The sequence below is a fragment of the Gordonia otitidis NBRC 100426 genome, from assembly GCF_000248075.1.
Classification (GTDB): domain Bacteria; phylum Actinomycetota; class Actinomycetes; order Mycobacteriales; family Mycobacteriaceae; genus Gordonia; species Gordonia otitidis.
Map to the genome: position 1 here is coordinate 1 of NZ_BAFB01000097.1, position 328 is coordinate 328.

General features: G+C 71.3%; 1 pseudogene. It reads left to right on the forward strand.

Annotation, left to right across the window (positions count from 1 at the left end):
• Nucleotides 1-328, forward strand: a pseudogene (locus GOOTI_RS09845) (monooxygenase); the annotation flags it as partial.

A 328-nucleotide genomic window follows, 5' to 3' on the forward strand; every position in this document is an offset into this window, starting at 1 on the left:
CACTACTCACGGTCTGGGAAGACGAGGCCGCGGCCGCGGCAGGCGCGGCGTCGAAGGTCATCGACGGCTGGTCGGCGGTGAGCGATGAGCAGCTGACCGTGCGCATGAGACCGCTCGCCACCAAGGGGCGGTGGTCGCGGCGTGAACCGTTCGCCGTGGACGACCCGTCCGGGCGGCGACGTTGGGACGGCCCTGTTGCGGCCATCACCCGCGCACGCCTTCGACCGACCAGGGCCCTGTCATTCTGGCGCGCAGTGCCACCGGTAGTCGGCGAACTGGCGGGCAGTGAGGGGCTACGGCTGGCGGTCGGGGTCGGAGAATCCCCGAT